This is a genomic window from Streptomyces durhamensis (assembly GCF_000725475.1).
GTDB lineage: Bacteria > Actinomycetota > Actinomycetes > Streptomycetales > Streptomycetaceae > Streptomyces > Streptomyces filipinensis.
In genome coordinates, this window is record NZ_JNXR01000009.1 from 204,680 (window position 1) to 227,591 (window position 22,912).

General features: G+C 71.7%; 22 protein-coding genes. 12 read left to right on the forward strand and 10 right to left on the reverse strand.

Going from position 1 to position 22,912, the window contains the following annotated elements; genetic code table 11:
- Positions 1-31: 31 nt before the first annotated feature.
- The 3 genes from IO33_RS0115840 to IO33_RS0115850 form a co-directional block, all read right to left on the reverse strand.
- On the reverse strand, positions 32-634 hold the full coding sequence (locus IO33_RS0115840; protein ID WP_031165125.1) for a hypothetical protein: 603 nt from the start codon (positions 632-634) through the stop codon (positions 32-34).
- A 41-nt stretch (positions 635-675) separates the two neighbouring features.
- Positions 676-1,215, reverse strand: coding sequence for a SigE family RNA polymerase sigma factor (locus tag IO33_RS0115845; RefSeq protein WP_031165128.1), 540 nt, complete (start codon positions 1,213-1,215; stop codon positions 676-678).
- 271 nt (positions 1,216-1,486) lie between these two features.
- The gene (locus IO33_RS0115850; RefSeq protein ID WP_031165131.1) at positions 1,487-2,362 is read right to left on the reverse strand and encodes an HhH-GPD family protein; all 876 of its coding nucleotides are present in this window, start codon (positions 2,360-2,362) and stop codon (positions 1,487-1,489) included.
- Positions 2,363-2,542: 180 nt separating this feature from the next.
- Between IO33_RS0115850 and IO33_RS0115855 the strand changes: the two genes are divergently transcribed.
- Positions 2,543-3,343, forward strand: coding sequence for a hypothetical protein (locus IO33_RS0115855; RefSeq protein ID WP_209438863.1), 801 nt, complete (start codon positions 2,543-2,545; stop codon positions 3,341-3,343).
- Between the two features lie 101 nt (positions 3,344-3,444).
- On the opposite strand, the gene IO33_RS49360 is transcribed toward IO33_RS0115855, so the two are convergent.
- From IO33_RS49360 to radA, 3 genes are all read right to left on the reverse strand, one after another.
- Complete coding sequence (locus tag IO33_RS49360; protein WP_031165135.1) at positions 3,445-3,912, reverse strand: RICIN domain-containing protein; 468 nt, start codon at positions 3,910-3,912, stop codon at positions 3,445-3,447.
- Positions 3,913-4,045: 133 nt separating this feature from the next.
- Complete coding sequence (disA, locus tag IO33_RS0115865) at positions 4,046-5,170, reverse strand: DNA integrity scanning diadenylate cyclase DisA (RefSeq protein ID WP_031165137.1); 1,125 nt, start codon at positions 5,168-5,170, stop codon at positions 4,046-4,048.
- An 80-nt stretch (positions 5,171-5,250) separates the two neighbouring features.
- On the reverse strand, positions 5,251-6,660 hold the full coding sequence (gene radA, locus IO33_RS0115870; protein WP_031165139.1) for a DNA repair protein RadA: 1,410 nt from the start codon (positions 6,658-6,660) through the stop codon (positions 5,251-5,253).
- A gap of 197 nt (positions 6,661-6,857) precedes the next feature.
- Between radA and IO33_RS0115875 the strand changes: the two genes are divergently transcribed.
- Positions 6,858-8,540 (forward strand): BACON domain-containing protein, encoded by a 1,683-nt coding sequence (locus IO33_RS0115875; protein ID WP_031165141.1) that lies wholly within the window; start codon positions 6,858-6,860, stop codon positions 8,538-8,540.
- A 68-nt stretch (positions 8,541-8,608) separates the two neighbouring features.
- On the opposite strand, the gene IO33_RS0115880 is transcribed toward IO33_RS0115875, so the two are convergent.
- Positions 8,609-9,457: a DUF3109 family protein gene (locus IO33_RS0115880; protein ID WP_031165144.1), complete on the reverse strand. Its 849-nt coding sequence runs from the start codon at positions 9,455-9,457 to the stop codon at positions 8,609-8,611.
- A gap of 71 nt (positions 9,458-9,528) precedes the next feature.
- Here IO33_RS0115880 and IO33_RS0115885 point away from each other — a divergent pair, with 71 nt between their 5' ends.
- The 4 genes from IO33_RS0115885 to ilvD all read left to right on the forward strand — a co-directional run bounded on the left by IO33_RS0115885 (position 9,529) and on the right by ilvD (position 14,044).
- A complete protein-coding gene (locus IO33_RS0115885) occupies positions 9,529-10,461 on the forward strand; it encodes a Ppx/GppA family phosphatase (protein WP_031165147.1) in 933 nt (310 codons plus the stop codon).
- 143 nt (positions 10,462-10,604) lie between these two features.
- Positions 10,605-11,429, forward strand: coding sequence for a sugar phosphate isomerase/epimerase family protein (locus IO33_RS0115890; protein WP_051926769.1), 825 nt, complete (start codon positions 10,605-10,607; stop codon positions 11,427-11,429).
- Positions 11,426-12,049, forward strand: a complete 624-nt coding sequence (locus IO33_RS0115895) for a TetR/AcrR family transcriptional regulator (RefSeq protein WP_031165151.1) — start codon at positions 11,426-11,428, stop codon at positions 12,047-12,049. Before IO33_RS0115890 ends, IO33_RS0115895 begins: the two co-directional genes overlap by 4 nt.
- Before the next feature lie 141 nt (positions 12,050-12,190).
- The gene (ilvD, locus tag IO33_RS0115900; RefSeq protein ID WP_031165154.1) at positions 12,191-14,044 is read left to right on the forward strand and encodes a dihydroxy-acid dehydratase; all 1,854 of its coding nucleotides are present in this window, start codon (positions 12,191-12,193) and stop codon (positions 14,042-14,044) included.
- A gap of 15 nt (positions 14,045-14,059) precedes the next feature.
- On the opposite strand, the gene IO33_RS0115905 is transcribed toward ilvD, so the two are convergent.
- Positions 14,060-16,123: a serine/threonine-protein kinase gene (locus IO33_RS0115905; protein ID WP_031165155.1), complete on the reverse strand. Its 2,064-nt coding sequence runs from the start codon at positions 16,121-16,123 to the stop codon at positions 14,060-14,062.
- A gap of 179 nt (positions 16,124-16,302) precedes the next feature.
- Here IO33_RS0115905 and IO33_RS0115910 point away from each other — a divergent pair, with 179 nt between their 5' ends.
- Both IO33_RS0115910 and IO33_RS0115915 read left to right on the forward strand, forming a co-directional pair.
- Positions 16,303-16,590, forward strand: a complete 288-nt coding sequence (locus IO33_RS0115910; protein ID WP_031165158.1) for an SH3 domain-containing protein — start codon at positions 16,303-16,305, stop codon at positions 16,588-16,590.
- Between the two features lie 43 nt (positions 16,591-16,633).
- A complete protein-coding gene (locus IO33_RS0115915; protein ID WP_031165160.1) occupies positions 16,634-17,158 on the forward strand; it encodes a hypothetical protein in 525 nt (174 codons plus the stop codon).
- Between the two features lie 58 nt (positions 17,159-17,216).
- On the opposite strand, the gene IO33_RS0115920 is transcribed toward IO33_RS0115915, so the two are convergent.
- Entirely contained in the window at positions 17,217-17,672 is a 456-nt protein-coding gene (locus tag IO33_RS0115920; RefSeq protein WP_031165162.1) for an SAM-dependent methyltransferase, read from the reverse strand.
- Positions 17,673-17,869: 197 nt separating this feature from the next.
- On the opposite strand from IO33_RS0115920, the gene IO33_RS0115925 reads away from it, so the two are divergent.
- The 4 genes from IO33_RS0115925 (at position 17,870) to proC (ending at position 21,257) form a co-directional block, all read left to right on the forward strand.
- Entirely contained in the window at positions 17,870-18,631 is a 762-nt protein-coding gene (locus tag IO33_RS0115925) for a methyltransferase domain-containing protein (protein ID WP_031165164.1), read from the forward strand.
- A gap of 145 nt (positions 18,632-18,776) precedes the next feature.
- Complete coding sequence (locus IO33_RS0115930) at positions 18,777-19,559, forward strand: ABC transporter ATP-binding protein (protein ID WP_051926774.1); 783 nt, start codon at positions 18,777-18,779, stop codon at positions 19,557-19,559.
- Positions 19,556-20,329 (forward strand): ABC transporter permease, encoded by a 774-nt coding sequence (locus tag IO33_RS0115935; protein ID WP_031165169.1) that lies wholly within the window; start codon positions 19,556-19,558, stop codon positions 20,327-20,329. Before IO33_RS0115930 ends, IO33_RS0115935 begins: the two co-directional genes overlap by 4 nt.
- Positions 20,330-20,444: 115 nt before the next feature.
- Complete coding sequence (gene proC / locus IO33_RS0115940) at positions 20,445-21,257, forward strand: pyrroline-5-carboxylate reductase (protein ID WP_031165171.1); 813 nt, start codon at positions 20,445-20,447, stop codon at positions 21,255-21,257.
- 75 nt (positions 21,258-21,332) lie between these two features.
- Here the strand turns inward: proC and trpS are convergent, their stop codons facing one another.
- Positions 21,333-22,361 carry a tryptophan--tRNA ligase gene (gene trpS / locus IO33_RS0115945; RefSeq protein ID WP_031165173.1) on the reverse strand — a complete coding sequence of 343 codons (1,029 nt, stop codon included), beginning with the start codon at positions 22,359-22,361 and terminating at the stop codon, positions 21,333-21,335.
- Positions 22,362-22,912: the final 551 nt, after the last annotated feature.

The window sequence follows — 22,912 nt, forward strand, 5'->3', positions numbered from 1 at the left end:
TCTCAGTCCTCGTAATGTGCGTGTGGGGGGTTCAGTTGTCCTGCGCCGGCGCCGCGTCGCCGCCGGTCCTGCTGTAGACGGTCTCGTGCCTGGTCCGCTCGGTGAACCGGCCCGCCTTCCAGTGGTACGTGATCACGATCTCCCGGGACGGGTTGGACGTCGTGTCGTCCGTGTCGTACACCTGCTGGGTCACGGTCAGGTCGGTGTGGTCGATCTCCGAGAAGACCGGCGACACCTCCGCCTTGAACACATTCTTGTACGTCCCCCCGACGTCCCGGTACACGTACGTGCCGATTCCCACCTCGTCACCGCAGGCCCACACGTTGACCATGATGTCGTTGACGGCTCCGCCGGTCAGATCGCCGTAGGTGGCCTCGACCGGATAGTCGTCGCCGCTGCACGGCTTCAGCTCCCGCTTCACCTCCGTGGAGACCGCCGGGTCCTCCTTGAGCAGGGAGACCGCGTCCACCTCCCGGTAGCGGCTGGTCGGGGTCGGGCTGGGGCTGGGGGAGGCGACGACTCCCGTGGCCGCCGACGCGTGTGCCGGGCCCTCGTCCCGGGTGCCGGTGCCCCCCGTGCCGCACGCGGCGGCGAAAAGGGCGAGGGCGGCGAGCGCGACCCCCGTCGCGATCACCGCCTGCGTGCTTCCTCGGGTCCCGACGGACCCGGCCCCGGTCAGGCCGCGCAACGCTCCCGCTCCTCACGCTCCAGCGCGCGTGCGTCCAGATCGCGGGCCTCCAGCTCCTCGCGGAGCCGGGCGAGCGCCCGGTGCAGCGTGCTCTTGACCGTACCGGCCGACATGCCGAGGGCCGCGGCCGTCTCCTCTGTGGACATCTGCTCCCAGTGTCGCAGCACCACGACACTGCGCTGCTTCGGAGCGAGCACCTTCATGACGTCCATCAGCAGGGCCCGGTCGGCGTGCTGCTCGGTGGCGTCGTCCACGGACGCGTCGGGCAGCTGCTCGGTCGGGACCTCCTCCAGCTTGCGTGCCCGCCACCACTCCGTACGCGTGTTGATCATGACGCGGCGCAGGTAGGCGTCGGCGAGCCGCTTGTCCGCGATGCCCTCCCAGCGGCCGTACGTGCGCACCAGCGCGGTCTGCAGCAGGTCCTGGGCGTCGACGGGGTCCGGAACCAGCCGACGCGCGCTGCGCAGCAGCGCGTCCTGCCTGGTACGGACGTACTCCTCGAACTCGAGCACCTCGCCCTGCGCCATGATCAACCGCCTCCGTTCCCCGTTCACTCCGGCCCGTGCCTGAAGTCCCGCGTCCTCTTGCCCGGTGGTCTGCCGGGCACGGAAAGAAAGCTACGGAGCGGTTGTCACGGCGTTGTCCGAACCAGCCTGCGGCTAGCAATCGGCTATCCGTCGGTTGTGTAACGGAGGGGGGAACGGGGTGAGCAGGCCGACTGTTATGACCCTTTATGGGCGCTTTCATCGAGTAAACGGCTCCGTAACAGAGCCCCCGGAACTGTGACTTGGCTGTCCGTCAGCTCAGCGGCAGCCGGTACAGACCGCCCGGCAGCGGCTCCACCAGACCGTCCGCGACGAGCCCGTCGAGCGCGCGGGCGCGCTGCACCGGCTCGTGCCACACCCGGTCCAGCACCGCCTGCGGCACCGGCGCGTACGCCTCCCGCAGCACCGCCAGCAGCTTGCCGCGCACCTGCCGGTCCGTGCCGGCGTACGTCTGCCCCCGCCGGGGCGGACCCGTGTGCTCCGGCTTGCCGGCCAGCCGCCAGGCGCACTGGGTGGCGATCGGACACCGCCCGCACCCCTCGTTCTTCGCCGTGCACACCAGCGCGCCCAGCTCCATGGAGGCGGCGGCCCAGCGCGCGGCCGTGTCCTCGCTCTCGGGCAGCAGCTCACGGGCGAGCCGGCGCTCGGCGGCCGTCGTCGCGTTCGGCGGGTACTGCACCCCCGTCACCGCGCGCGCGAAGACCCGGCGCACATTCGTGTCCAGCACCGCATGCCGCTGCCCGTACGCGAACGAGGCCACCGCGGCGGCCGTGTACTCACCGATGCCGGGCAGTGCCAGCAGCTGCGCGTGGCCCGTCGGTACGTCCCCGCCGTGCCGTTCCGTTATGGCGACGGCGGCGCCGTGCAGCCGCAGGGCCCGGCGCGGATAGCCGAGCCGGCCCCAGGCGCGCACCGCCTCGCCCGGGGCCTCCTTGGCCAGGTCGGCGGGGCGGGGCCAGCGGGCCAGCCACTCCTCGTAGACGGGCAGCACCCGGTTGACCGGGGTCTGCTGGAGCATGAACTCGCTGACCATCACACCCCACGGACCCGCCTCCGGGCGGCGCCAGGGGAGGTCGCGGGCGTGGGCGTCGAACCAGGCGATCACGGGGGCGTGAAGCTTCTCAGTCATGGCCTTCCGATCCTGCCACGGCTCGCCCCGCATGACAGGTGACGGCGCGATCACTCAGCGTCATGACCGCTGAAGGGTCCCCGGGCCGACGGAAGTTACCGGGATGATGATCGGGAAAAGTTGGCGCTCGTGCGGCGGGTGGCGCAAGCAAGCTCGGGGATCTCTCGTACAGTTTGCGCCGTGGGATCATTGCGCAATCCGATCGGGCCGCTTCCCTCCTCCATCTACTGGCGAAGGAGGGTCGTACTGCTGTCGGTGATCGCGGTGTTGGCGTTGCTGATCGCGTGGATCGTCACCGCCGGCGGCGGCAGCGGCAAGAAGAGCGCCGGCGGGTCCAACGGCAAGAATCCCGCACCCACCATCACTCCGGGGCCCTCCTCGTCCGGGCCCGCGATCAGCCAACGGCCGGGCGGCCGCGACGAGTCGGGCGGCGGATCCGGCGGGAGTGATTCCGGTTCCGGCGGTGGCAGCGGTGCGGACGGCGGCTCCGCCGGTTCCTCCGGTTCCGGCGGCGGCTCCGGCGCGGCCTCCGGCGGCAACGTCGGTACGGGCGATGCGCTCACGGCATCCTCGCCCCTGCCCAACTGCACGTCCGCCGCTGTGGCGTTGAGCCTGCGGAGCCTGCACAACTCCTACTCGCCCGACCAGACGCCGGCCTTCGAACTCACCGCGAAGAACAGCTCGTCCGCCGACTGCAAGGTCGATCTCGGCCCGAAGGGCGCGGTGTTGACGATCACGCCGGCGGACGGGAACGACGCGTTCTGGTCGTCGGCCGACTGCCCCAAGGGCCCGGGGAGCCTGGTGTTCCGGGTGCCGGCGGGGCAGAGCATCACCTACACCGTGAAGTGGGACCGCAAGCCGAGCGCTCCGCACTGCGCCAAGGCCTCCGGCGGTTCGGCCGGCGCGGGGACGTATCTGCTGGAGGCGAAGGCACCGGGGTTCGGGAAGGTGCAGGCGTCCTTCGTCCTGTCGGCCGACTGAGCCGGGCCTCTGCGGGCTCTCCAAGACGGTCGGTGAAGGGGACACCCCCGGTCTCGACGAGGCCGGGGGTGTCCCTTCTGGAGTGCGTTGTGAACTGTGGGTCAGCTCCAGCGCTCGATCGGGTAGCCGTCGTCGCCGACGGTCCGAATTCGTTTCGGCAAGGTGGCCACCGACGAGAGGACGCGCCCGGTGGCCTTGTCCTTCAGCCGCCAGCCGGAGGAGTCGTGGGTCTCGTACCACTTCTGGTAGTCGCCACCGTTGCAGTCGAGAAGGTACGCGTCACCGTTTCTGTTGCTGTCGAGGCACTTCCCGTTCATGTGCCACTTGAGGACGTAGCTGCCGTCGGACTGCTTGTACTCGTCCCACCACACGGTCGGGCTCTGGGAGGGGTCTACGCCGTCCCCCGTCGTACGGAGCCGGTAGTTGACGTACGTCAGATACCCGCCGTCGTAGTTGTTCCTCCAGGTCACGCGGTTGCCGGCGGCGAACGCCTGCCCCGTGTCCACAAGGGTCAGTGCCGGGGCGAGGACTGCCACCGCGGCGAACGTGCCGATAAGGCGCTTCTTCATGGATTTCCCCCTGCAGTTCGAATTTGAAATCGAACAATGGTCGGTGTCACGTTACCTACATGTGATCACCGCAGGCAACGTCATTTGGTCAACTGGGGGAAGTTGCCCGGTGGTTGGGGCGCACGGCCCGAACTCAGACGTACCGCTCCAGAATGGAGGACTCGGCCAGGCGCGACAGGCCCTCCCGGACGCTCCTCGCCCGGGCCTCACCCACGCCGTCCACGGTCTGCAGATCGTCCACGCTCGCGGCGAGCAGCTTCTGCAGGCCGCCGAAGTGCTCCACCAGGCGGTCGATGATCGCGCCCGGAAGGCGCGGAACCTTCGCCAGCAGCCGGAAGCCCCGCGGGGACACCGCCGAGTCGAGCGTCTCGGGGGACCCGGTGTAACCCAGCGCACGCGCCACCGTGCCCAGTTCGAGCAGCTCCGCGTGGGTCAGCGCGTCCAGCTCGGCCAGCGCCTCCTCGACCGTGCGGGAACGCTTCGCCGTGGGCTCGGGGACATAGTCCCGGACGACCAGTTCGCGGTCGGGCTCGACCCCGGCGATCAACTCCTCCAGCTGGAGTGCGAGAAGGCGGCCGTCCGTGCCCAGTTCGACCACGTATTCGGCGATTTCGGTGGCGATGCGCCGGACCATCTCCAGTCGCTGTGCGACGGCGGACACGTCCCGCACCGTCACCAGGTCCTCGATCTCCAGCGCCGACAGCGTGCCCGCCACCTCGTCCAGGCGCAGCTTGTAGCGCTCCAGCGTGGCCAGCGCCTGGTTCGCACGGGACAGGATCGCCGCGGAGTCCTCCAGGACGCGCCGCTGACCGTCGACGTAGAGGGCGATCAGGCGCATCGACTGGGAGACGGAGACCACGGGGAAGCCGACCTGCTTGCTCACCCGGTCCGCCGTACGGTGCCGGGTGCCCGTCTCCTCCGTGGGGATGGTGGGATCCGGGACCAGCTGCACGCCGGCCCGAAGGATCTTCGACAGGTCCGACGACAGCACGATGCCGCCGTCCAGCTTGCACAGCTCCCGCAGCCGGGTGGCGGTGAACTCCACGTCCAGCACGAACCCGCCCGTGCACATCGCCTCGACCGTCTTGTCGGAGCCGAGGACGATCAGCCCGCCGGTGTTGCCGCGCAGCACCCGCTCAAGGCCGTCACGCAGGGCCGTACCGGGAGCCACGGCGCTCAGCGAGGCGCGCATCAGGCCATCGGAACCGGCACTCCCACCGGACTTTCCGGGAGCTGCTGCCCGGTCGTTGGCTGCCACTGCACTCCTCCGGTCGCAGGTTCTGACGCGCTCCCACAGCCGCACTCTGTTCGTACGGACGGGCGAGACCAGGGCAAAGTCTACCGGCGGTCCTCCGCCTCCTGTGGGGCGTCTCGGCGACGGGAGCGCGGCAGCACCCGCAGCGCGTCCCCCATGTCGGCGACTTCCAGGACCTTCATGCCGGGCGGGACCTTGCCCGGATCGGTCGGCACGAGCGCGTGCGTGAAGCCCAGCCGGTGCGCCTCGGCGAGCCTGCGCTGCACGCCCGTGACCCGTCTCACCTCGCCCGCGAGGCCGACCTCGCCGATGGCCACCAGGTTCTTCGGCAGCGGGGTGTCGCTGGCGGCCGAGGCGAGCGCGAGCGCGATCGCCAGGTCGGCGGCCGGCTCCGACAGCTTCACACCGCCCACCGTCGCGGAGTAGATGTCCCGCTTGCCGAGCGCGCTGATCCGGCCGCGCTGCTCCAGCACGGCCAGCATCATCGAGACGCGCGAGGTCTCCAGGCCCGAGGTGGTCCGGCGCGGGGAGGGGATCTGCGAGTCCACGGTCAGCGCCTGCACCTCGGCCACCAGCGGGCGGCGGCCCTCCAGCGTGACGGTCAGGCAGGTGCCCGGGACCGGTTCGTCGCGCCGGGTGAGGAAGAGGCCGCTGGGATCGGCGAGGCCGGTGATGCCCTCGTCGTGCAGCTCGAAGCAGCCGACCTCGTCGGTGGCGCCGTAGCGGTTCTTCACACCGCGGACCAGGCGCAGGCGCGCGTGCCGGTCGCCCTCGAAGTGCAGGACCACGTCCACCAGGTGCTCCAGGAGGCGGGGGCCGGCGATCGCGCCGTCCTTGGTGACGTGGCCCACCAGGAGCGTGGACATGCCTCGCTGCTTCGACGCGCGGATCAGCGCACCCGCCACCTCCCTCACCTGGGCCATGCCGCCGGGCGCACCCTCGATCTCAGGGGAGGCGACCGTCTGCACCGAGTCGAGGATCAGCAGGGACGGCTTGACCTCGTCCAAGTGGCCGAGGACGGCGGACAGGTCCGTCTCGGCGGCCAGATACAGCTCGTCGTGGAGGGCGCGGATGCGGTCGGCGCGCAGCCGCACCTGGCTCGCCGACTCCTCACCGGTGACATAGAGGGTGCGGTGCTCGGCGCTCGCGGACTTGGCGGCCACGTCCAGCAGCAGCGTGGACTTGCCGACGCCGGGCTCGCCCGCGAGCAGCACCACCGCGCCGGGCACCAGGCCGCCGCCGAGCACCCGGTCCAGCTCGGGCACGCCGGTCGAGCGGGCGGTGGCCTGCCGGCCGTCGACCTGGCCGATGGGCAGCGCGGAGGTGGTGACCCGGCCCGGTGCCGTCGTACGGACCGCGGGCGTGCCGTGCTCCTCGACCGTGCCCCACGCCTGGCACTCGGGGCAGCGGCCGAGCCACTTGGCCGTCTGCCAGCCGCACTCGGTGCAGCGGTAGGACGGGCGGTCCTTGGTGGTCTTGGTACGGGCAGCCATGCGGAAACCGTAGCCCGCGGCACTGACAACGCGTCCCCGGACCACCTGGGGGTGAACCGGTATCGGCCACCACCCGTCGGGATCGCGCCATGGAACAAAGGGTTCCCGTCCCCTTATGAGGGATCGTTTCACCCGTGCGGGTTAAAACTGCTCAAGGTTCGAGAACGGGCACTCCACGGCCGCCTACGGTCGCACGGGTGACGAGCAGCAGCCCACAGACCACCACCCGCAGCACCGGAGCGCACCGCGTGCACCGCGAGGCGCGTGATCGTGCCGCCGCGCGCACCCTCGCCCAGCGGCCGCCGGGGCGCTACGAGCCGTACCTGGACGGACTGTTCACCTACTGTCTGTCGGTGCTGTGCGACCACGACGCGGCCACCGCCGCCCTGGGCGACGTCTTGGCCCTGGCCGAGCGGCGCGGCCAGCGGGCCCCGCAGGCCGCCGACCGCAGGGCCTGGCTGTACGCCCTGGCCCGCTGGGCGTGCCTGCGCAAGCTGGCCGAGGCCAAGCAGAAACGTCAGGCCACCCACGCGGCCGGCCGACCCGGAGCCGCACACCCGGCCCCCGAGCCGCCCGTCGCCCCGGAGGTCCGGGAACAGCGGCGCCGCGAACTGGCCCTGCTGGCCTGGCCGGAGGCGGCCGGCACCACCCCGGAGCAGCGCGAGGCCCTCGAACTCGCCGTCCGTCACCACCTGGCCGCGCACGAGGTCGCCGCCGTCCTCGGCCGGGAACCCGCCGTCGCGCGCGAACTGCTCGCCACGGCCGCCTGCGAGGTCGAGCGCACCCGCGCGGCCCTCGCCGTCGTCGAGACCGGCGGCTGTCCGAGCGTGGCCCACCTCACCGGGGACAGCGGCCTGGTCCTGAGCACGGCCCTGCGCCGGGAACTGGTCCGGCACGTCGACGACTGTCCGCGCTGCCGCCGCACCGCCGAGCGTGCCGTCCCCGGCCGCTGGCCCGGCGACACGGTCACCCCGGCCGAGCTGCCCGTCCTGGAGGCCCCGCGCGCGGCCCTCCACATGGCTCTCGCCCACCCCTCACGCGCGCGTGGCGTGGCCGTGCCCCGCTTCGACCGGCAGGGCTTCCCGATGGACCCCAAGGACCGCGCGGCCCGCCGCGACCGGCTACGCGCGCGTGCGGTGACCACGACGGTCGTCGCCACGGTGGTCGCCGCCCCGGTCCTGGCGCTGTGGGCCGCCTACCGGGGCGCCCCGACGGCGGAGGCGGAAGGCGGCCCTTCGGCCACCGCGCGCGAGGCGCAGGGCCCCGACGCCCTCGGCAGCGACACGGCCGGCGGCTACGAGAACGCCGGGAACGCTAGTGTGAAGTCCGGCACCGGCATCGGCGAGGACGGCGAGGCGGACGTCTCCGTGGAGGTCGTCAGCGTCCACGGGGCGGGCGGCAGGGACTCCGGACAGCTCGACGTCAGCGCCGACGGCGACGGCGACACCACGCTGATCACCCTCAGCGCCTCGGGCTCCGGGCCGGTCCGCTGGTCCGCGTCCACCTCGGTGGGCTGGCTCTACCTCAGCCGGTCCTCGGGAACCCTGCGGCCCGGCGAGACGCTGACGGTCAAGGTGTACGTCGACCATCTGCGCGAGCCCGCCGGGCACTGGCACGCACAGGTGGCGGTCTCCCCGGCCGGCGCGGTGGTCTCCATCGACGGCTACGGCACGGCGCCCACCCATCGCGCCACACCCCCGCCGTCCTCCGCCGAGCCCACCCCGCCCCCGCCCAGCACACCAGCCGACCCTCCGCCGACCCAGCCCCCACCGTCACCACCGGCTTCCCCGCCCCCCACCGGCCCGCCGTCACCGCCGGCGTCCCCCACCCCGACGCCGACACAGCCCGACACCGAGACGCCGAGCCCGTCCGGGAGCTAGGGGTGGGCAGGTGCGGGGCGGGCTGGATCGCGGGCCTGGGACGGGCGGGCGGCTGCGCGGGCAAGGAGCTACGGGGCCGGGTCGGCCGGGTGCGGGGCGACCAGCGGGAGCTGCGACGCCAGTCGCTGTTCGCAGAGCTCGGCCAGGCGGTCGTAGCCGGCCTTGCCCATCAGCTCCGTCAGCTCGGCCCGGTAGGACACGTACACCGGCTCGCCCGCGCCGTGCGCCGAGGTCGCCGACGTGCACCACCAGTGCAGGTCATGTCCGCCCGGACCCCAGCCCCGGCGGTCGTACTCGCCGATGGACACCTGCAGCACGCGCGTGTCGTCCGGCCGGTCGATCCAGTCGTACGTCCGCCGGATCGGCAGCTGCCAGCACACGTCCGGCTTGGTCTCCAGCGGCTCCCGGCCCTCGCGCAGCGCGAGGATGTGCAGCGAGCAGCCCGCGCCGCCCGCGAAACCGGGCCGGTTCTGGAAGATGCAGGAGCCCTGGTAGGGGCGGGTCTGGCGGGAGCCCTCGTCGTCCTCGGAGACCCAGCCGCCGCGGGTGCCCTCGGCGTGGTGCTGCCAGATGTCCGGCGTGAGCCGGGCCACGTGCGCGGCGACCCGCTTCTCGTCGTCCTCGTCCGAGAAGTGCGCGCCCAGCGAGCAGCACCCGTCGTCCGCGCGGCCCGCCTGGATGCCCTGGCAGCCGCTGCCGAAGATGCAGTTCCAGCGAGAGGTCAGCCATGTCAGATCACAGCGGAAGACCTGCTCGTCGTCCGCGGGATCCGGAAACTCCACCCAGGCGCGCGCGAAGTCGAGCCCCTTCTCGTCGCTCACCTTCGGGGCCTTCCGGGACGTGGACGCCTTCGCCTGCGAAGAATCCTTCACTGCCTTGGCGGATTTGTGGTTCTTCGCCTTTTTCGTCTTTGGCACGCGTCCAGGGTAAGTGCCCCGGGGCCGCACCGGGGACCGTGCACGGACGATCTGGCAGTAGCGTTCCGTACATGAGACTCGGTGTCCTGGACGTGGGTTCGAACACGGTGCATCTGCTGGTGGTGGACGCTCACCCCGGCGCGCGCCCGCTGCCCGCGCATTCGCACAAGGCCGACCTTCGGCTCGCCCAACTCCTCGACGACAGCGGTGCCATCGGCGACGACGGCATCGAGAAGCTGGTCGCCGTCGTACGGGACGCCCTCCAGGCCGCCGAGGACAAGGGCGTGGAGGATCTGCTGCCGTTCGCGACCTCCGCCGTCCGCGAGGCAGGCAACGCCGATGACGTCCTCGCGCGCGTGGCCGACGAGACCGGAGTACGGCTGCAGGTCCTCAGCGGCGCCGAGGAGGCCCGCCTGACCTTCCTCGCCGTGCGCCGCTGGTTCGGCTGGTCGGCCGGAAAGCTGCTGGTCCTGGACATCGGCGGCGGCTCCCTGGAGATCGCCTACGGCATAGACGAGGAGCCGGACACCGCCGTCTCCCTGCCGCTCGGCGCCGGCCGGCTCACCGCGGGCTGGCTGCCCGGTGACCCGCCCGACCCCGAGGCCGTACGCGCCCTGCGCCGCCACGTCCGCACGGAGATCGCCCGCACGGTCGGCGAATTCAGCCGCTTCGGCGCCCCCGACCACGTGGTCGCCACCTCCAAGACCTTCAAACAGCTCGCCCGCATCGCCGGCGCCGCCCGCAGCGCCGAGGGCCTCTACGTCCAGCGCGAGCTCAAGCGCGAGTCCCTGGAGGCCTGGGTCCCGCGCCTGGCCGGTATGACGGAGCAGCAGCGCGGCGAGCTTCCCGGAGTCTCCGAGGGCAGGGCCGGCCAGCTGCTGGCGGGCGCCCTGGTGGCCGAGGGCGCGATGGACCTGTTCGGCGTGGAGAGCCTGGAGATCTGCCCCTGGGCCCTCCGCGAGGGCGTGATCCTGCGCCGCCTGGACCACATGGGGTCCGACTAGGCCCGCAAAGGAGGGCGCGCGGCCGTACCGGCGGGCGGCTGTGCCGCGTGGGCGCGCTTCCCCCCGGAGGTCGCCGCGCCCGCCCGAATGGCAAAGCTCACAACGGGGAACAGGCACCCGACACCCGGGCCACTCCACCCCGTATGGTGTCGGACGTGGCTGAACCAAGGGACGTCTCCGTTGCCCTGTCGACGGCCTCCGTATACCCGGAGTCCACAGCGACGGCCTTCGAGATCGCCGCGCGCCTCGGGTACGACGGCGTCGAGGTCATGGTGTGGACCGACCCCGTCAGCCAGGACATCGAGGCGCTGCGCCGCCTGTCGGACTACCACGGCATCCCGATCCTGGCCGTGCACGCCCCCTGCCTGCTGATCACCCAGCGGGTCTGGTCGACGGACCCCTGGGTCAAGCTGCAGCGGGCCCAGGCGGCCGCCGAGAAGCTGGGTGCCTCCACCGTCGTCGTACACCCGCCCTTCCGCTGGCAGCGGCAGTACGCGCGCGACTTCATCGACGGCATCTGGCGGATGGCGAACGAGACGGACGTACGGTTCGCCGTCGAGAACATGTACCCGTGGCGCTACCGCGACCGCGAGATGCTCGCCTACGCCCCCGACTGGGACGTCACCAACGACGACTACCGGCACTTCACGATCGACCTCAGCCACACGGCGACGGCCCGCACGGACGCCCTGGACATGATCGGCCGCATGGGCGACCGCCTCGGCCATGTGCATCTCGCCGACGGCCGGGGCTCGGCCAAGGACGAGCACCTGGTGCCCGGGCGCGGCACCCAGCCCTGCGCCGAGCTGCTGGAACGCCTGACCCTGTGCGGCTTCGACGGGCATGTCGTCATCGAGGTCAACACCCGGCGGGCGATGTCCAGCGCCGAGCGCGAGGCCGACCTCGCCGAGGCCCTGGCCTTCACCCGCAAGCACCTGGCGTCGGCGGTGAGGGTGCCCCGGCCATGAGCGAGACACCCGCCACCGGTGAGCCGACGGCCCGCAGAAGAGGCCGCCCGCCGCGCGCCGAGTCCGCCGACACCCGCGACCGCATCCTGTCCGCGGCCCGCGAGGAGTTCTCCGAGCGCGGGTACGAGAAGACGTCCGTACGCGGGATCGCCAAGGCGGCCGGGGTCGACTCCGCGCTCGTCCACCACTACTTCGGCACCAAGGAGCAGGTCTTCGAGGCGGCCGTCGCGGTGGCCTTCGCGCCCGCGCTGAACGCCCCCGAGGCGCTGGCCGCCGGCTCCCTGGACGGGGTGGGGGAGCGGCTGACCCGCTTCGTCTTCGGCGTCTGGGACAACCCCACGACCCGTACGCCCCTCCTCGCGATCCTCCGCTCCGCCGTGAACAACGAGACCGCCGCCGCCGTCTTCCGCCGCCTCGTGGCCTCCCAGCTGCTGCGCCGCATCGCCGCCCAGGTGGACCTGCCGGACCCGGAGCTGCGGGCCGAGCTGGCGGCCGCGCAGCTGGTGGGAACGGCGATGATGCGCTATGTGATCAAACTGGAGCCGCTGGCGTCCGCCGACCTGGAACAGATCATCGCCCGGGTCGCTCCCGTCGTGCAGGGACATCTGACGCGCCCCTGAGCCCGCACCCGCCGGCTCATGGGACGTGTGTCCCGAATTCCGGACAACCGTGTCCAGCGTTTGGAGCACCGGCGTACGCTCGGAGACAGTCAGAACTCTCTGACGGTAGGTCTTCGTAGGTCTTCGAAGGAGCGAGCGACGATGCCCGAGCTGAGGTCCCGCACAGTCACCCACGGTCGCAACATGGCGGGCGCCCGCGCCCTGATGCGCGCCTCCGGTGTACCCGGTGCGGACATCGGCCGGAAGCCGATCATCGCGGTCGCGAACTCCTTCACCGAGTTCGTGCCCGGCCACACCCATCTGCAGCCGGTCGGCCGGATCGTCAGCGAGGCGATCACGGAGGCGGGCGGCATCCCGCGCGAGTTCAACACGATCGCCGTGGACGACGGCATCGCGATGGGCCACGGCGGCATGCTGTACAGCCTCCCCTCCCGCGACCTGATCGCGGACTCGGTGGAGTACATGGTCGAGGCCCACTGCGCCGACGCCCTGGTCTGCATCTCCAACTGCGACAAGATCACCCCGGGCATGCTGCTGGCGGCCCTGCGCCTGAACATCCCGACGGTCTTCGTCTCCGGCGGCCCCATGGAGGCCGGCCGCGCCACCCTGGTGGACGGCACGGTCCGCACGCTCGACCTGGTCGACGCGATCTCCGACGCCGTCAACGACAAGATCTCGGACGAGGACATCCTCCGTATCGAGGAGAACGCCTGCCCGACCTGCGGCTCCTGTTCCGGCATGTTCACCGCCAACTCGATGAACTGCCTGACCGAGGCGATCGGCCTCTCCCTCCCCGGCAACGGCTCCGTCCTCGCCACCCACACGGCCCGCAAGCAGCTCTACGTCGACGCGGCCCGCACGGTCATGGACCTCACCCGCCGCTACTACGAGCAGGACGACGAGTCGGCCCTGCCGCTCAACATCGCCACCTTCCAGGCCTTCGAGAACGCCATGGCCCTGGACATCGCGATGGGCGGCTCGACCAACACGATCCTGCACCTGCTGGCCGCGGCCCAGGAGGCGGGCGTCCCCTTCGGCCTGGAGCAGATCGACGCCGTCTCCCGCCGGGTCCCGTGCCTGGCGAAGGTGGCCCCCAACGTCGCGAAGAACCGCACCTACTACATGGAGGACGTGCACCGCGCCGGCGGCATCCCCGCCCTCCTTGGCGAACTGCACCGCGCGGGCCTGCTCAACGAGGACGTCCACGCCGTCCACAGCCCCTCGCTGGCCGACTGGCTGAAGACCTGGGACGTCCGCGGCGGCTCCCCGTCCCCCGAGGCGGTCGAACTGTGGCACGCCGCCCCCGGCTGCGTCCGCTCCGCCGAGGCCTTCTCCCAGTCCGAGCGCTGGGAGGCCCTGGACGACGACGCGGCGGGCGGCTGCATCCGCTCCGCCGAGCACGCCTACTCCAAGGACGGCGGCCTGGCCGTCCTCAAGGGCAACCTCGCCGTCGACGGCTGCGTCGTGAAGACGGCCGGCGTCGACGAGTCGATCTGGACCTTCGAGGGCCCGGCGGTCGTCTGCGAGTCCCAGGAGGAGGCCGTCCAGCGGATCCTCACCCAGGAGGTCAAGGACGGCGACGTGGTCGTCATCCGCTACGAGGGCCCCAAGGGCGGCCCCGGCATGCAGGAGATGCTCTACCCGACCTCGTACCTGAAGGGCCGGGGCCTCGGCAAGTCCTGCGCGCTGATCACCGACGGCCGCTTCTCCGGCGGCACCTCCGGCCTGTCCATCGGCCACGCCTCCCCGGAGGCCGCCTCCGGCGGCACCATCGCCCTGGTCCAGGATGGCGACCGCATCCGCATCGACATCCCGAACCGCACGATCGAGCTGCTGGTCGACGAGGCGGAGCTGACCCGCCGCGAGCAGGCCCTGAACGGCGTCTACGCCCCGAAGAACCGCGACCGCAAGGTCTCCGCCGCCCTCCGCGCCTACGCGGCGATGGCGACGAGCGCCGACAAGGGCGCCGTGCGCGACGTGACCAAGCTGGGCTGACCCGGCACCACCGCACTAGGGGCCGCCTCCGCCGGGGGCGGCGGCGTAGACATGGCCGGCGTCGAGCACCGGCGCGGGAGGCGCGCCCATGACCTTCGCCGAGTCCGCGCCCAGCCGCGCGGAAGTCTGCCCGACGAGATGCCCCTTACGGGCGTCGACGGCCAGGAGCCGTCCGTCACCCGCGGTGAAGTACACATACCGGCCGTCCGCGACCGGCGCCGAACCACGGCTCACCGAGGTCTCCACGCGCCACAACTGCTTCCGCACGCCCATGTCCACGGCTTCCAGAGAGCCACCGGCCGCGAGAAGGTACACGGCGTCCCCCCGCACGGTGGCCTGTGCGGCCTCGCTCGCCACAGGCAGCGCCACACGCCGTGTCGACCGGGTGGCGGGCGTGTAGCGGACGACGGCCTTCGTCTCCCCGTAGACACTGCCGACGGAGAGGAAGGAGACGGAGCCGCCCCCGGTGCCGACGGGCTCCAGCGTTCCCTCCAGCCGGGCCTGCCACCGCACGTCACCGCTTCGCGGGTCCACGGCGGCGATCCGTGTGCTCGATCCGTCGGCCGACGTGCTGGTCGCGTACGCCAGCGGGTCCGCGGGGAACGAGACGAGGGTCGGCCTGCCCTGACCGGCGATCCGGCGGCTCCACAGGGTCCTGCCCGAGGCGCCGTCGATACCGGTGACCCTTCCGTCGGCCTCCGCGACCAGGGCCGTCCGGCCGGTGTACCGGACCGCGGTACCCGGGGCGAGGCGCCGCTTCCAGACCTCGTCGCCCGAGCCCGGGTCGAGCGCCACGAGCTGCGAGCCGCCATTGGTGAAGGGCTGGATGAGCCCGGCCGAGACGACCGGCGGTCCGCCGCCGGACCCGGTGGCGAGCGGGCGGCGCCACACCAGCTCTCCGTCGGCGGGGGAGAAGGCGAAGACCGTGCCGGACTGCGCGCACAACAACTTCCCCGCGCCGTACGCGCACTGGGGCATCCCCGACGCCCCGGGCGCAGGCCTGGCCGTCCAGGAACTGAACGACGCCTCCCTGGTACGGGGATGCGTGCCGGCCGACGTGGGCGCGTCGCTGCCGGCCAGCCGAACCGAGGCCAACGTGGCGACCACGGCGAGACCGAGTGCCCCGGCCCCCACGGCCACCCTGCGGCCGACCCGCCTCCTGACCGCGGGCACGGGCTGATCGGCCGGGGGCTGCGGAGTCGCTCCGGCACCGGACCGCTGCGCCGGTATGAACGCCTGCGTGTCGTACGAGGCGGCCACCGACCGCAGTTCCCGCATGAGTTCATCCGGGGTCGGCCGGTCCTCCGGCTCCTTGGCCAGGCACCGCCGCACCAGCGGAGCGAGGTCGTCCGGCACCCCGGTGAGGTCCGGCTCGTCATGCACGACCTGGTAGGCCACGACATAGGGACTGTCGGAGTCGAAGGGGCCGCGCCCGGTCGCCGCGTGCACCATCACGGACCCGAGCGCGAAGACGTCGGCGGCGGGCCCCACTTCACGCGGCCGCCGGAACTGCTCGGGCGCCATGAAGGGCGGCGTGCCGATCAGCTTCCCGGTCTCGGTACGCAGCTCACTGTCCTTCGGCCGGGAGATGCCGAAGTCGATGACCTTCGGCCCGTCCTCGGCGAGCAGGACGTTGCTCGGCTTCAGATCCCGGTGCACCACCCCGACCCGGTGGATGTCGCGCAGCGCCTCGGCCAGCCCCGCCATCAGCCGGCGCACCTGACCCGAATCCATCGGCCCGTTCCGCTTCACCTCGCCGGAAAGGGTCGGGCCCGGAATGAACAGCGTGGCCATCCAGGGCCGGTCGGCATCCGGATCGGCGTCGACCACGGGAGCGGTGAAGGCCCCGCTCACCTTGCGAGCGGCGGCCACCTCCTGCCGGAAACGGCCTCTGAACTCCGGATCCCTGGCGAACTCCGCATGTACGACCTTCACCGCGAGCTTCATGCCCGAGGTGCTCCGGGCCAGGTGGACGACACCCATGCCACCCGACCCCAGGCGTGACTCCAGGCGGTAGTGACCGGCGTACTCGGGAAGTTCCGCTTCCGCGCCCGCTCCTGTGTTCCTGCGTGGCGTCATGCGACCACCCCCGTGCTGTTCGACCGCGCGCGCGACGCACGGAGCCTAGTCGATGACTCGTGCGGGACAGAGGCGGCTTGCTAGCCTTCGCGCGCGAGTCGCGCACCGGTGTTTCGCGGCTCGTTTCCTGGGAATCGACGCGACCCCATGACAGTCATGGGGTCGAACGGGGGGCTTTCATGTCCGTGGAACGTGCCGAAGAGGCCAGCGCCACAGCACTGCACTACTACTCCGTCGCCCCGGGCGTCCGCCTGAACGTCCGCAGCGGCCCCGGCACCAGCTACAACCTCGTCCGCGTCCTGGCCGTCGGGGCGAAGGTCCCGGTCTTCTGCCAGACGCCGGGAACGACGGTGAGCGGCCCGTACGGCACCACGAACGTCTGGGACAACATCAACAACGGCGAGTACGTGTCCGACGCCTACGTCCAGACCGGCAGCGACGGCTACATCGCCCCGCGCTGCGGCTGACCCCACCGGGAGCCCGCCCCGGCCCGGCGCCATAATCGTTCCCGTGAGCGACGAAACCGGCACCCCGGACACCCCGGCGGGCTCCCCGGGCGCAGCGGCCCAGAGCGGCGGCCCGCGCCCCGAGCCCCTCCGCTTCTTCGGCACCACCTGGGTGAACCACGACAACGGCTACCCGGCCCGCCGCGCCGGCGCCGCCATCGGCTCGCTCGCCGCCGCCGTCGTCTCCTGTCTGGTCCTGCGCTTCGCCTACGAGGGCATCCGGATCGCCGACACCGGCTCCTTCGTGACCGTGCTGATCATCGCCATGTTCGCGATCTGCAGCGCGCTCGCCTTCCGCAACACCTGGGAGGGCTTCGCCCGGCGGCACGACCCGCAGCGCCAGGCCTCCCTGCGCGGCCTGCTCGCCATCGGCTTCGTCGGCTCCCTCCTCGCCTACTTCTTCCGCTGCCTCACCGAGGCCCCCGGAGAGAAGCTGCACCGCGAGGAATACGAGAAGGCCCGTGAGGAGTACGAGCGCCGCACCTCCCGGCGGACCGGCAACCCGTCGAAGAAGAAGCGCCGCCGGTAACGGCTCCCGCCGCCCCCACCGGGCCCGGCCCGGAGCGACCCGGCGCGGTCCGGCCCGGTCAGTAGTACCGGCTCATGATCTCCGTGGCCCACTGCGGCTGGCGGGTCGCGCCCTGCGGCCCGAACTCCGCCATGTACGGCTTGATGTCCAGCACCGGGGTGGCGTCCACCGCGTCGAGCCCCTCGACGTGCACGTCCAGTCCGTCGACCCGCAGCACCCGGCAGCGTGAGACCCCGATCCGGTTGGGCCGGTTCTTGCCGCGCTGCGCGAAGATGCCGGCCTTCGGCCAGTCGGCGTTGCCCCGTGGATGCCGGGCCCCGGTCTCGATCCTCTCCTCGGGCACCCGGTCGAAGTGGTAGACGACCTCCAGATGCGAGAAGTCCTCCAGCCCGGCCAGGGCCTCCGCGGTGAACCGTTCACCGTCGACCCTGATCACGGCACGCACCCCGCCCCACTCGTCGTCCCGCACCTCTCCCCGCCCGCCGACGACCCACCCCACCGGCCGCACCACGATGTCCCCGCCCACGCCGTCCTCCTTCTCCAACACGCCCGCACCACGGGCGACTTCCGTCACGTTATCCGCACCGCCCACCCGCCGCAGCCGCGCCGCCGGCACTCCGGCGGCCGCCAGGGCAGCCGGTGTTCGCGCACACCCGGCAGACCGCCCGCCCGAGTGGTGTTCTTGTCCGTATGGCCACGACACCACCACCCATGCCCTCGCCCACGGACCGCGCCCAGTCCTTCAACTCCGCCGCCGCCCAGTACGCGGCGAACCGCCCCTCCTACCCGCCCGCCCTCTTCGACGCCGTCGAGGAACTGGCCGGCCGGTCCCTGTCCGGTGCCAGGGTCGTGGACGTCGGCGCCGGTACCGGCATCGCGACCGCGCTGCTGCACGACCGCGGTGCCGACGTACTCGCCGTCGAACCCGGCGCGGGCATGGCCGCCGAGTTCCGCCGCGGGCTGCCCCGTCTCCCGCTCGTCCGAGGCAACGGCAACGCCCTCCCCGTCGCGGACGCGCACGCCGACTTCGTCACCTACGCCCAGTCCTGGCACTGGACCGACACCGCCCGCTCGGTGCCGGAAGCGCTGCGGGTGCTGCGGCCCGGTGGGGCGCTGGCGCTGTGGTGGAACGGCGACGCCCTGGACGTCGAGTGGATCGCCGAGGCCGCCGTCCGGATCGGAGACTTCTTCGGCGTGGACGTCGTCGCCCAGCAACGGGACGGCAGCCGCACCGAACTGGCCGACCCGAGCGGCCGTCTCCGCTTCGACCGCCGGGAGGTCCGCTGGAGCCGCCGGGTCACGATCGACACCCATCTCGCGAACATCGGCAGCCACTCGGCGTTCCTCCTCACGCCCGCCGAGCGCAGGACCGCCTTCCTCGAAGAGGAGCGCGCCCACCTGCTGAAGGTCTTTCCGGACGGCGTCGTCGAGGAGACCTACGACGTGTTCCTCCTCGTCGCCACCAAGCCCTGAGCCACGGCTTCGCGCGAACAGCACAGCGGCGGCCGGATGCGGACGGCATCAGGCCGCCGCTTTCCCATGCCCACACCCTCACTCCCCGCCCCCCTTCGTGTCCGGGCCCTTGACGTCCGGGCCTGCCGGGCCAATTATTCACCGCATGATGAATTATGCCGTCCAAGCCGACGGCCTCACCGTCGCCCGCGGCCCCCGCACCGTCCTGCACCACCTCCGCTTCACCGTCCCCCGCGGCCAGATCACCGGCCTCCTCGGCCCCTCCGGCTGCGGCAAATCCACCCTCATGCGCTCCATCGTCGGCACCCAGGCCAAGGTCACCGGCACCCTGAACGTCCTCGGCCACCCGGCCGGCCACCCCACCCTGCGCAGCCGCATCGGCTACGTCACCCAGGCCCCCTCCGTCTACGACGACCTGACCGTCCGCCAGAACCTCGAATACTTCGCCGCGATCCTCGCCCCCGGCCGCCCGGCCGCCGACCGCCGCAACGAAGCCGACCGCGTCCTCGCCGACGTCGACCTCACCAGCCACGCCGACGCCCTCGCCGGCAACCTCTCCGGCGGCCAGCGCGGCCGGGTCTCCCTGGCCGTGGCCCTGCTCGGCACCCCCGAACTCCTCGTCCTGGACGAACCCACCGTCGGCCTCGACCCCGTACTGCGCCGCGACCTGTGGACCCTTTTCCACGACATCGCCGCCACCCGCGGCGCCACCCTCCTCGTCTCCTCCCACGTCATGGACGAGGCCGAGCGCTGCCACCGCCTCCTCCTCATGCGCGAGGGCGAGATCCTCGCCGACGACACCCCCGACGCCCTGCGGACCCGCACCGGCACCGACACCGTCGAGGCCGCGTTCCTCCGCCTCGTCGACGAAGCCGCCGCCGCACACCGCACCCAGCAGACGACCCGCGCCCAGGAGACGACCCGATGAGCACGACCACCCCCGCAGCCCCCACCAGCGCGCTCAACACCTCACGCACCGCCGCCACCGCCGCCCGGGTCCTGCGCCAGCTCCGGCACGACCCCCGCACCATCGCGCTGATGATCCTCATCCCGTGCCTGATGCTGATCCTGCTGCGCTACGTCTTCGACGCCAGCCCCCGCACCTTCGACAACATCGGCGCCTCCCTGCTCGGCATCTTCCCGCTGATCACGATGTTCCTCGTCACCTCCATCGCCACCCTGCGCGAACGCACCTCCGGCACCCTCGAACGCCTTCTCGCCATGCCCCTCGGCAAGGCCGACCTCATCGCCGGATACGCCCTCGCCTTCGGCGCCCTCGCCATCGTCCAGTCCGCACTCGCCACCGGACTCGCCGTGTGGCTCCTCGGCCTCGACGTCACCGGCTCACCCTGGCTCCTCCTCCTCGTCGCCCTGCTCGACGCCCTGCTCGGCACGGCTCTCGGCCTCTTCGTCTCGGCCTTCGCGGCCTCGGAGTTCCAGGCGGTCCAGTTCATGCCCGCGGTGATCTTTCCCCAGCTCCTCCTCTGCGGCCTGTTCACTCCCCGGTCCGACATGCACCCCGTGCTCACAGCCGTCTCCGACGTCCTCCCGATGTCGTACGCCGTCGACGGCATGAACCAGGTCCTGCACCACACGGACATGACGGCGACCTTCGTAAGGGACGTGCTGATCGTGGCCGGCTGCGCCGTACTGGTGCTGGCCCTCGGGGCGGCCACACTCCGTCGGCGTACCGCGTAGCCGCCGGCCGTCGTGCCGCCGGGGCGGCGGGGCGGCGGCACCCACCCGCGAACCGACGTTCCACCTGCCGGACAAACAGCCCGCACGGCTCAACCCCGGTGCCAGACTGAACCCCATGAGCCAGAAAGTCGCAGTCCTCGGCACCGGCAAGATCGGCGAAGCCCTGCTCAGCGGAATGATCCGGGCCGGCTGGGCCCCCGCCGACCTCCTGGTCACCGCCCGCCGCCCCGAACGCGCCGAAGAACTCCGCGCCCGCTACGGAGTCACCCCGGTCGCCAACACCGAGGCCGCCAAGACCGCCGACACCCTCATCCTCACGGTCAAGCCCCAGGACATGGGCACCCTGCTGGACGAACTGGCCCCGCACCTGCCCGCAGACCGGCTGGTCATCAGCGGTGCCGCCGGTATCCCCACCTCCTTCTTCGAGGAGCGCCTGGCCACGGGCACCCCGGTCGTCCGCGTCATGACCAACACGCCGGCTCTCGTCGACGAGGCCATGTCGGTCATCTCCGCCGGCAGCCACGCCACCGAGCAGCACCTCGCCCACGCCGAGGAGATCTTCGGAGGCGTCGGCAAGACCCTCCGCGTCCCCGAGAGCCAGCAGGACGCCTGCACCGCCCTGTCCGGCTCAGGCCCCGCGTACTTCTTCTATCTGGTCGAGGCCATGACCGACGCCGGCATCCTGCTCGGCCTGCCCCGCGACAAGGCCCACGACCTCATCGTCCAGTCCGCCATCGGCGCCGCCGTGATGCTCCGCGACAGCGGCGAACACCCCGTCAAGCTCCGTGAGAACGTCACCTCCCCGGCCGGAACGACGATCAACGCCATCCGCGAGCTGGAGAACCACGGCGTGCGAGCCGCCCTCATCGCCGCCCTCGAAGCCGCCCGCGACCGCAGCCGCGAACTCGCCTCAGGCAAGAAGGACTGACCCGGCACCGGGGGCGTCGGCTCACCACCAGCCGCCCGCCCCCGCACGAGCCCGCACGGACAGGCCCTGACCGCCCTAGCGGCCCGCCCCGCTCAACCCCGTCTCGAACGCCGGCGGCAACAGCCCGATCGCCCGGTAAGCCGCATCGACGGTCGGCCGGGCCATCGCCCTCGCCTTTCCCGCACCATCCCGCAGCACCCCCTCCACATAGGCGGGATCCGCGCACAGCTCCCTGTGCCTGGCCTGCACGGGCCTGAGGACCTCCACCACGGCCTCCGCGGTGTCCTTCTTCAAGGCGCCGTACGACTGGTAAACGGCCGCCAGTGACTCAGGGTTCCCACCCGTGCACGCAGCGAGAATCTCCAGCAGATTCGCGACCCCCGGCCGCCCCTCCCGGTCGTACGCCACGTCCCGACCGCTGTCGGTCACGGCCCGCAGGACCTTCTTGCGCACCACGTCCGGCTCGTCGAGCAGATAGACGACGCCCAGACCCGACTCGTCCGACTTCCCCATCTTCGACGTCGGGTCCTGCAGGTTCATCACGCGCGCCGCGACCCCCGGACGGGTCGCCTTGGGCACCACGAACGTGTGCCCGTAGCGCTGGTTGAACCGCACCGCCAGATCCCGCGTCAGCTCGACGTGCTGCACCTGGTCCTCCCCGACCGGCACCTCGTCCGCGCCGTACGCCAGGATGTCCGCCGCCATCAGCACCGGATACGTCAGCAGCGACAGCCGCACGCTCGCACCGCGCTCCCGCTGCCGCGCGACCTTCTCCTTGTACTGGATCATCCGTCGCATCTCACCGTCGGACGCCACGCACTCCAGCAGATACGACAGCCTCGCGTGCTCGTCGACATGGCTCTGCAGGAACACGGTGCACACCTCGGGATCCAGCCCGGCGGCCAGCATCAGCGTCGCCGTCTGCCGACTGAGCCTGCGCAATCGCGCCGGATCCTGGTCCACGGTCAGCGCGTGCAGATCCACGACGCAGAACACCGAGTCGGCCCGGTGCTGGTCGGTCTCCGCCCAGCGCCGCATGGCACCCAGGTAGTTGCCCAGAGTCAGATGCCCGGTCGGCTGGATCCCACTGAAGACCCGCGTCATCTCCACTCCACCTCCTGATCGAGACCGCCGCTCCTGCGGCCGGCCCCCGGAGTCCCGGAGGGGGATACGAGAACGGCCGCCGAAGCGGCGGCCGTTGGATGCATACGTGAGTACGGCCGCCGTCAGGCGGCCCACCAAAGCTGGGTACACGTACGCGTGGTCATGTCGGCCAGCGTACGCCCTGGGAGTGCTCCGAGGGCAAGAGTTGACACGCCCCATGCCGATGCGTAGTGTTCTCCGAGTTGTCCGACGTGAGCGCCGATCTTGGTCGGTCCCCGGACAGCCATTCCGCAAGTACCTGTCACTCATCGACGCCTACGGCGCCGAATGCTTTGGCGCGCGTATTTGCGAAATGAGGAATCCGCGTTCGAAAGGACGCAGCCCCCGATTAGCTCGGGAGCAAGGAATCCGCTAAAGTCTCACTCGTCGGAACGGCCCAGCGGCCGGGAAGACAAACCCCGCTGACTGGGGGTCAGACGCCGAAAGGATCTGATAGAGTCGGAACCGCCGGAAAGGGAAACGCGAGAGCGAGAACCTGGAAAGCACCGAGG

Excerpts from the sequence above, each read along its gene's own strand:
- trpS (WP_031165173.1), bottom strand. The coding sequence starts at position 22,361 with ATGACGCGGGTCTTCAGTGGGATCCAGCCGACCGGGCATCTGACTCTG.
- radA (WP_031165139.1), bottom strand. The coding sequence starts at position 6,660 with ATGGCTGCCCGTACCAAGACCACCAAGGACCGCCCGTCCTACCGCTGC.
- IO33_RS0115850 (WP_031165131.1), bottom strand. The coding sequence starts at position 2,362 with ATGACTGAGAAGCTTCACGCCCCCGTGATCGCCTGGTTCGACGCCCAC.
- IO33_RS0115925 (WP_031165164.1), top strand. The coding sequence starts at position 17,870 with ATGCCCTCGCCCACGGACCGCGCCCAGTCCTTCAACTCCGCCGCCGCC.
- IO33_RS49360 (WP_031165135.1), bottom strand. The coding sequence starts at position 3,912 with ATGAAGAAGCGCCTTATCGGCACGTTCGCCGCGGTGGCAGTCCTCGCC.
- IO33_RS0115895 (WP_031165151.1), top strand. The coding sequence starts at position 11,426 with ATGAGCGAGACACCCGCCACCGGTGAGCCGACGGCCCGCAGAAGAGGC.
- IO33_RS0115910 (WP_031165158.1), top strand. The coding sequence starts at position 16,303 with ATGTCCGTGGAACGTGCCGAAGAGGCCAGCGCCACAGCACTGCACTAC.
- ilvD (WP_031165154.1), top strand. The coding sequence starts at position 12,191 with ATGCCCGAGCTGAGGTCCCGCACAGTCACCCACGGTCGCAACATGGCG.
- IO33_RS0115885 (WP_031165147.1), top strand. The coding sequence starts at position 9,529 with ATGAGACTCGGTGTCCTGGACGTGGGTTCGAACACGGTGCATCTGCTG.
- IO33_RS0115890 (WP_051926769.1), top strand. The coding sequence starts at position 10,605 with ATGGTGTCGGACGTGGCTGAACCAAGGGACGTCTCCGTTGCCCTGTCG.
- IO33_RS0115935 (WP_031165169.1), top strand. The coding sequence starts at position 19,556 with ATGAGCACGACCACCCCCGCAGCCCCCACCAGCGCGCTCAACACCTCA.
- IO33_RS0115905 (WP_031165155.1), bottom strand. The coding sequence starts at position 16,123 with ATGACGCCACGCAGGAACACAGGAGCGGGCGCGGAAGCGGAACTTCCC.
- proC (WP_031165171.1), top strand. The coding sequence starts at position 20,445 with ATGAGCCAGAAAGTCGCAGTCCTCGGCACCGGCAAGATCGGCGAAGCC.
- IO33_RS0115845 (WP_031165128.1), bottom strand. The coding sequence starts at position 1,215 with ATGGCGCAGGGCGAGGTGCTCGAGTTCGAGGAGTACGTCCGTACCAGG.
- IO33_RS0115930 (WP_051926774.1), top strand. The coding sequence starts at position 18,777 with ATGATGAATTATGCCGTCCAAGCCGACGGCCTCACCGTCGCCCGCGGC.